The 8,493-nt window shown below is 48.0% G+C and carries 8 protein-coding genes; 6 read left to right on the top strand and 2 right to left on the bottom strand.

Annotated elements, in window-relative coordinates; genetic code table 11:
* On the top strand, window positions 1-302 hold a 302-nt coding region (locus AC1DUA_RS12685), incomplete at its 5' end, for a UPF0158 family protein (RefSeq protein ID WP_477500099.1).
* A gap of 427 nt (window positions 303-729) precedes the next feature.
* Entirely contained in the window at window positions 730-1,263 is a 534-nt protein-coding gene (locus tag AC1DUA_RS12690; protein WP_477500100.1) for a DUF3231 family protein, read from the top strand.
* 114 nt (window positions 1,264-1,377) lie between these two features.
* Here the strand turns inward: AC1DUA_RS12690 and AC1DUA_RS12695 are convergent, their stop codons facing one another.
* On the bottom strand, window positions 1,378-1,785 hold the full coding sequence (locus AC1DUA_RS12695) for a CHRD domain-containing protein (protein WP_477500106.1): 408 nt from the start codon (window positions 1,783-1,785) through the stop codon (window positions 1,378-1,380).
* A 185-nt stretch (window positions 1,786-1,970) separates the two neighbouring features.
* Window positions 1,971-3,239: an MDR family MFS transporter gene (locus tag AC1DUA_RS12700; protein WP_477500101.1), complete on the bottom strand. Its 1,269-nt coding sequence runs from the start codon at window positions 3,237-3,239 to the stop codon at window positions 1,971-1,973.
* 206 nt (window positions 3,240-3,445) lie between these two features.
* Here AC1DUA_RS12700 and AC1DUA_RS12705 point away from each other — a divergent pair, with 206 nt between their 5' ends.
* From AC1DUA_RS12705 to AC1DUA_RS12720, 4 genes are all read left to right on the top strand, one after another.
* On the top strand, window positions 3,446-3,937 hold the full coding sequence (locus AC1DUA_RS12705; protein ID WP_477500102.1) for a CcdC protein domain-containing protein: 492 nt from the start codon (window positions 3,446-3,448) through the stop codon (window positions 3,935-3,937).
* Window positions 3,938-4,115: 178 nt separating this feature from the next.
* The gene (locus AC1DUA_RS12710) at window positions 4,116-6,770 is read left to right on the top strand and encodes a hybrid sensor histidine kinase/response regulator (protein WP_477500103.1); all 2,655 of its coding nucleotides are present in this window, start codon (window positions 4,116-4,118) and stop codon (window positions 6,768-6,770) included.
* A gap of 78 nt (window positions 6,771-6,848) precedes the next feature.
* On the top strand, window positions 6,849-7,823 hold the full coding sequence (locus AC1DUA_RS12715; RefSeq protein ID WP_477500104.1) for an ornithine cyclodeaminase family protein: 975 nt from the start codon (window positions 6,849-6,851) through the stop codon (window positions 7,821-7,823).
* Window positions 7,824-7,835: 12 nt separating this feature from the next.
* The coding region (locus tag AC1DUA_RS12720) for a membrane dipeptidase (RefSeq protein ID WP_477500105.1) at window positions 7,836-8,493 on the top strand (658 nt) is incomplete at its 3' end.

Genomic DNA, 8,493 nt, shown 5'->3' on the forward strand with positions numbered 1-8,493 from the left:
ACATTCCAAAGATTGATTCAAATGAGGCTTATGAAATAATGGCAAAATTTGCTCAAAGTACCCAATCCGATCCGAAAGATAGGTTGTTTAATGCCCTTGATGGTAACAAACCTTTTCGAAGGTTTAAGGATACGCTTTATGAACTGGATATTTGGGAAGAGTGGAACAAATTTCAAAACAAGTTTGCAGAAGAAGAGATCCAATCGTGGTTGGATGAATCTGAACTGAATTACAATGAATTGAATGAAAAGCACAAAACGAATCATCCTTTTTATACTGAAGGTAGTGTTTCGGTTGAATAGACAAGGGCTGCAGAAAAAGGTACGACATACGGTACATTAACTGATCTGGGAAAAAGGGTTCGCAAGCCCCTTGGATACTAAGGGGAAACGCTATCTTAACAATCTGTCGTTGGCATTATGCAGCAAACTATTAGTCTGATCGAAGTTCCATTCAGCATCATTCGAGAAAAGGGTAAGATGTTTGCGAAACTTCTTGTTATGAAAATGAGTATCGGTATGGTCGTTGAAATGAGGCGCTGAAGTAATTGAAAGGAGCTTGCCACTGAAATTTGGTGGAAGGCTCCTTTTTGCAATTCAGGGAACGCCTCTGCGGTTTGCTCACATATTTATTAGTTGTGTAGTCTTAGGAATGATGGGGTAGGCTGCATTAATTTCCCTTATAAAATAGATGCCAATGGGTACGCTATTAGCAAAAGGAGCTGGGAATATGAATATCATGGAGGTACTCGGCGATGCGATAAAGCCGTTTCTGGATGGCGAAAAGCCTCCTTTAAATGTCGGAGAAGTCATGAATCTGTGGTTTTATTTCAATGCAACGGATCAAACCTTGCGCGGTGAGCAGGTATCTTATAATATTGCTGAGGATCCTGAATTGAAAGAGAAGCTGCGAGAGGTCATTAATGATGTGCATAGACCGATACTCGTGGAGCTAACTGAATTTTTAAAAGTCGAAGGTGTCCCGTTGCCAGCGGCATCTGAGGATAAACCGGTTKGCGATTTTCGAGATATTCCGAAGGGTTCGAAGTTGTCAGATGAGGAAATTGCGAACCTTCTCAGCTTCAATTTAGTATTAGGAATCAATTATGGTGGCCGGGGGATGACAGAAGCCGTGAGGCCGGATGTGGCCATGATGTTTGCCAAGTTTCAGATGAAAAAGTTAATTTTTTCGATAACGTTTAAGGATATGCTGATACGCAAAGGGTGGTTGTTGGCTCCGCCGAATTTTAGACCGGAAGCATGAAGTGGGTTGTTATAGCCGAGGTATCGCGGCGCGCTGCTGGATAAAGAAAAAGACACCAACAAGGTGTCTTTTTTCTTATCTTTTTCTTGTCTTTTTCTTATCATTTCCTTCTTCTCATGCCCCTTTAACTTGGCCGCGAATTTCACCTTCTGGATTCCTGCTGGTGTGCACGTTGACATAAGCGTTACCGTCTTCAAATTCGGTGATTAAGTCTTTAAGCGTCTGCCCTTGCAGCGGACCTACTAAATCCTGATTCGTCAGAGTGCCTCGAATAACACCTCGTCTGACAGAAATACCGAATTTGTTTGGGCCAAACAGGAAAACAGCAACGGAACCGTTGCGGCCTGTTCGTCCAAGATGAATTTGGCCTTGCGTTGCGCGGGAAACATTTCGTAGGATCAGTGCAAATCTTAGCTGGGTTCCGCTGCTGTTCAGCTCAAATATGGCATCTCCGGTTGATAAAGTCTGTACGGGAGGCACCTCGTTTCTACTGTTTAGAAAGGCTTTGTATATAGCTGGAATAGGTCTTCACTCTCCTTTTCTAGTAATACTTCTTATGTATTCATAGATTGAGAGATTTGCTTGTTGATAGGCCTAAATGTCCAAGCACAAATAAGACCCTCTAGTTCCGCTACAACGCCGATTAGAAGAGAATGGCGAAAGAGAACTACAGGGCCTGTATGCTTCAAAGAGAGAAACCACTCACATCAAGCGGCGGTCTGACGGTCATACAAGTTGAACATGATGTTATACAGAACCGCGGAAATAACAGCTATTCCCGCAAGTAGGATGAACGTCCATGGGAAGCCGATCCATGAAGAGATCGGGATCGACAGCGGCGCTAAGGTGCGTCCAAGCGTGTACCGCAAGCTGCCAGCGGCAAAATATTGGCCGCRCATATGCTCGGGAGCCAGCCGCGAGACGAAAGCTTGCTGAGGGCCGGCCGACATCAGCTCTGCCAATGTGAACACAGCAATCGCGAGGGTGAAGCCCCAGAAGGTGGACATGTGGCCGAACATGGCGATGCCAAGCGCATAGAAAAGCGCACCGCCGATGAATACGTAGCGGTCCCGATATGCGATCATCCACTTGGTCACAAGCACGGTAAATAGGGCCACGAACAGCCCGTTCTCGGAGACAATYAGGCCGAACAACTGCTTGCCGGATAACTGCAGATTCCAGTCGCCGTAGGAGAAGATCGTCGATAGCTTCACGGTTTCCTCCATAAAAACAGGGAATAGCAGATCCAGCTGCATGAAGGTCTGAGACAGCAGGACGCCTGCTAAGATGAACAGCAGGAAGACGCGATCAGCTGCAATAATCTTGTAGTCCCGCAGCTGCGCTGCAAGGAACCGGTACCAGGGCTCACCGGCTGTGGAACGGTTGCGCTGGACAAGTTTCTCCGGCAGCGTTTCGTGTAAGGTGCGGCTCATCGTCAAAGAGAGGAGAAGGCAGAACACCGCAGCAGCGAACAGCACGATGTACGGATTATCATCGTAAGTGATAGATCCGAGCAGCGGACCGACAACGACAGACACGTTCGCGGCTGTATAGAAGATGGCAAAGACGCTGGAGCGGTGCTCCTCCTTCACAACATCCGCGACCATGGCTTGGCTGGCAGGCCAATAGATGGAACCGGACATGCTGGCGAAGCTGAACCCGATGAAGCCAAGGATGGGCATCGCGATCATAGGTGAAGCAGCAAGGGCGAAGACGCCGTATCCGAGGCCTTGTCCGCATGCCGCGAGGACCATCATTCGTTTGCGTCCGAAACGGTCAGCGCAGTAGCCGCCCATTAAGTTGGCGAAAACGGACAGGGTCTGCGACAAAATCAGGAGAATGCCTGTCCAGCCTTTGCCGAAGGAATTCGCAAAATAGATCGATAGAAACGGAAAAAAGGTCCAAAAAATAACATTAAAAGCAGTCTCTCCGCCAAGGCGGATTTTTAAATTAATATCCCAATCTCTCATTCTCATCTGGCTGTTACCTCTGGTTGATAGTGTTTACTTACATATATACTACCATTCTTACAAAATAAACAAAACGAAGGAAGAACATGTGGATAATCGGATTAAGACGTATCCGTCTGGAGACCGAGAAGGAATATGACCTGCGTCTGAATGATTTCCGTAATAGATCGTGTATACTGATATAAAAAGCAGCAACAGGAGGAACTTTTATCATGAATGCTGGAACGTTGGTCGGGTATGGCATTGGCGCACTGGTCATCATATTGGTCATATGGCTCAGAACCCGGGGCAAAACACGTCCGATCAAAAATAAAGGGATGGGAATTCTAATTCCCGTCATTATACTGCCAATTCTCTTTGGTTTTTCCATTTACTCGTTAGCGAAAATTCCTGATCATCCGTTTCATTTACCCGTGATCTGGGAGATGTTGTGCGCCATGTTGCTTGGCATCGGGCTAGGCAGCATTATGCTGTATCATACCGGCTATGAGAAGCGGGAAGATGGGTATGTTTACGCGAAGCCAAACAAGAATTTCAAGTATGTTATTATTGCCGTATTGGTCATTCGCATCGCGCTATCGCAATATTTCAAAGGGCTGGATTATACGGAATTTACGGTTCTTACCATGCTTATGGCATATTTATACATTTCAGTTTGGCGAATTGGCAGTTTCATGAAATACCGCAAAGCCAGTGTGAACTGAATCGCGACAGAGGAGTACCCGGGCTGCTATCAGCCTGGGTATTTTTTTATTTCTGGGGAAAGGTCAGGCGCTCACGATATATCAGTAGAAGATCAGAACTTAATGATGTAATATATAATAGACAAGAAATGACAATATTTTCGCGCAGCGAGTAGGTACAATAGGGGTGAGGTGTCACATGAAATTTCTGTTCTATTTTGCACAATGCAGTGCATTAATCGTGACTTTTGTTTTTCTATTAAGATGGCTGTACCCCTACTATGTAAAATGCTCCAAAAGAGCGCAGTCGATCATTTTCGGGATCGCTTTCGGGATCTTCGGTCTGGTTATTATGCAAATGCCGCTGAATGTCGCTCACGGGTTGCATATGGATGTCCGCTTTGTAAGCGTTATATTTTCGGCTGTTTTTGGCGGGCCTCTTTCTGCTATCCTCACAACGCTAATGATTGGCTCTTATCGCATCATGCTTGGGGGAGATCTGCTGTTTCCATTAGGGTCTCTCGTGACAACGACGTTGATCAGTATTGCCGTTCATCTATGGAGTGTTAAAAGTAGAAAGCTTATGGAGAGATACGGCTGGCTGCTAGGGCTGGTTATCGGTCTTCAGACGGTAGGCTGGGCGCTGCTTGCGCCGCAGGAAACGATGCACTATTTTTTGACAGAGTTTTCAGTCAGTTATGTGATTTTTCATACGGTAGCCATTCCACTGTACTACTCGTTGATCGCTTACGAAATTAGAAGCTTCGAGACGGAGATCAAGCTGCGCGAAAGTGAAAATCGGTATCGGACGCTGGTGCAGAACTCGCCTGACCTCGTCTATTGCTGCGACCTGAATGGGAAGATTACACAGGCTAATAATAAGATGTCGCATTTCTTGAAAATGAAGGAAAGTGAATTGCTCGGGCAAAATATGCTGGACTTGATGGCATCAGAGCTGACTCGCGAACAGTGGAAGCAAGCGCTTAACGAAGTGCTAAGCACCAAGGAATCCAAGTCGTTCGAGGCGGAAAGCATGATGTCAGACGGTGAAAATAAATGTATGCATTACACGGTTTCGCCGATTTTCAATCGGAACAAGGAGATCGTGGAAGTGAYGGGAACCGGTCATGATATTACCGAACTCAGGCAGCAGGAGAAGGCGCTTCACCAATACAAAGGCCATCTCGAGGAACTGGTGGAGGCTCGCACGTCGGAGTTGGAGGAAGCCAAGGAAATGGCTGAGTCTGCGAATCGCGCGAAAGGCGAGTTTCTGGCCAATATGAGTCACGAGATCCGCACGCCGCTTAACGCGGTGATTGGTTTAAGTTATTTGCTCCAGCAAACGGAGCTTTCAGAGCAGCAGCAGGTCTATGTGGATAAAACGATTATTTCCGCCAAAAATTTGATCGCGCTCATCAATGACGTCCTGGATTTCTCAAAAATAGAAGCGAAAAAACTGGTCATCGAGCAAGTCGATTTTGACCTATATGATGTCCTGAATCAGATTTCCAATCTGATTGGGATGAAGGCTTATGACAAAGGGTTGAAGCTGCACTTCTCCATTCATCATGAAGTTCCGCAAATGCTTGTCGGCGACCCGTTCCGTTTGAATCAAATTTTGATCAACCTGTCCAATAATGCTGTGAAATTCACGGATCAAGGAGAGATTTCTTTTGAAATTTGCCTTTTATCCAAAAGCGAACGGGGTGTCACTCTGGGATTTACGGTTCGCGACACAGGAATCGGCATTACGGAAGAACAGCAGGAGCAGTTGTTTCACCATTTTACACAGGCAGATATGTCGACAACCCGGAAGTACGGCGGGACAGGGCTTGGTCTTGTGATCAGTAAAAATCTTGTCGAGCTGATGGGAGGAGCTATAGGTGTAGAGAGTCAAGCGGGACAAGGCAGCTCGTTCTCCTTTACCGCTGATTTCGGCTATAGTACAGGTTCGCGGCTCACGTCGATGAATCCAGACTCACAGCTCAAATTACTCCGCGTGCTGCTAGTTTGTGACGATGCTGATATGCAGCTAGTACTCAAATATCAGCTTGAACAGTTCCAGTTCATTGTCAACACGGCAGTTTCCGAGAGTAGCGCAATTGAACAAATTTACCGCAATGGCCGCTACGATTTGGTAATTGTAGATTGGAAGCTGAGGGATTCAGTTGCCGTACCGCTTGCTGAGCGTATTCAGCTCGAATTCTCCTCGCCGATGCAGGTCATCGTGATGATTACCGCGTATCATGAGCCTGAGCTCCAAACACGCATCCGTTCGCAAGCCATAGATAAGGTGCTGTACTACCCGATCAGTCAGTCGCAGTTATACAACGAGCTTATCAGCTTGTTTCAACAGCATTTTGTGGCCAAGCAGGTCACAGGGCCGGATCCTGAGAAGTTGGAGCGTTTCAAAGCGCTGCAGCATGCAAGCATTTTACTCGTGGAGGATAACGAAATCAATCAATTGGTTGCAACGGAGATGCTGAAAGAAGTTGGCGTGGTAGTCGATGTGGCTGAAAATGGGCTCGAAGCTGTCTCCCTTGCGAAGCTAAGGCATTATGACGCAATTTTGATGGATTTGCAAATGCCTGTGATGGGCGGCTACGAGGCGACCAAGCATATTCGCCAGCTGGAGCACGCGAAAGATATTCCGATTATTGCGATGACAGCGGATGCAATGAAAGGCGTGAAGGAAGAAGTACTTGAAGCGGGTATGAGCGGCTATATTACGAAACCTTTCGATCCCATTCAGTTGTTCGGCTTGCTGCAGCGCCTGATTCAGACTTCGACTGTGAAGGGATATAAACAAATCGCGGCTTCAACGGAGACGGCAGACGGGCCGGAAGTGAAATAGAACGTGCTGCAAGCCATAGGGAGCGCATTTTGCTATAATTAAAGGGCAAGTACTAACGAAGCGGGTGATCATTCAGATATGCTAGTCATCAATCAACGTGAGGTTCTGGAGTTGCTGTCCATGTCAGCTTGCATTGAAATCATGCAGGCTGTTTTGGCAGATTTGACGCATGGACAAGCCGTTCAATCGCTAAGAAGTGTTGTTCCATTGCAGGGAAGTCACGTAATGGGACTCATGCCCGCTTACTTGAAGCGGGAAGAGCGGGTGGGCGCCAAAGTGATTACGGTGCTGCCAGATAATCATGCCAAAGGGCTGCCTTCGCATCAAGGGTTTGTTTCTTTGTTTAATTCAACCGACGGTCAATTGGAGGCCATTGTCGATGGTACCCGAATTACCGCGATCCGCACAGCGGCTGTCAGCGCGGTGGCTACTCAGCTGCTGGCGAGGCCGGAAGCGAGCACGCTTGCGATGATCGGAACAGGCGAGCAAGCGAGAACCCACATTGAGGCGATGAGACTGGTTCGTCCGATCGAGAGGATCAGGGTATGGGGGCCTAACCCGGCTCATGCCCAGAGGTTGAAGGAGGAGACGGAAGGCCGGTACAACCTTCCTGTCGAGGTCGCATTTTCCGCGGCGGAAGCGGTACGGGACGCGGACATTATCTGCACGGTCACAGCGTCGACAACGCCTATTTTGCATGGAGCGTGGATCAAGGAAGGCGCTCACGTCAATGCTGTCGGTGCTTGCCGGGCGAAGGACAGAGAGCTGGATACCGAACTCGTGCGTCGAGCGGAGCTGTTCGTCGATCGCCGGGAATCCGCCGTGAACGAAGCGGGGGATTACTTGATTCCCCTGCATGAAGGGGCGATCGGGGATGGGCACATTTTGGGCGAAATCGGGGAATTATTGGTAGGGCGTAAGCCTGGTAGGAGTTCGAGCGCAGCGATTACATTATTTAAATCATTGGGGCTAGCTTGCGAAGATCTGGCAGCTGCTCATTATATTGTTCAAGAAGCAGTCCGTAGGAATAAAGGCACACAAATTGCATTTTAGGAGCGATGATAGATGAAGACGAATCTCACGGATGGACTGTATCCTTTTCACTTAACGCCAGAGCAGGAGGACCGTGCGAGCCGGCTTCACGAAGACAGCATCATTATTGATCTGCTGTTCCAAGGGCCTTTGTCGCCCAAGGCGATCCCTGCGCATATCTCCGAAAACGTCCGTGAAGCCTGCGAGCCTTACCGGGATGAACCGATGGTATACAGCGGCATGCCAAGCAAAATCATTCATGATATGGCGGCTCGCGGGGAGCTCCCGGCATTCAAGGAGGAGTGGTATCGTTCCGGTATTACGGCGGGCAACCGCCAATTGGACGTATCCAATATCGAGGGCATTGTGACCAGCATGGGTGAAATACAGCGGCAGTTCGACGCGATGGATTGGTTGGTCAAGGTGCTTAGGGCTGAAGATATTCGTACCGCCAAAAGCAGCAACAAGAAAGCGGGCATCGTAACTGCACAGGAAACGGATGGATTAGGCAAAAACCTCGCTTTGCTTGACGCGCTTTATCATTTCGGTCTGCGCGTGTTGCAGCTTACGTACAACAATCAGAATTACATTGCTTCTGGTTGTGCGGAGCAGGCAAATGGTGGTGTAAGCAACTTCGGAGCGCGCTTCATTCATAGAATGAACGAGCTGGGTATCATCGTCGACACCAGCC

Source organism: Paenibacillus sp. 01T422, assembly GCF_056398785.1.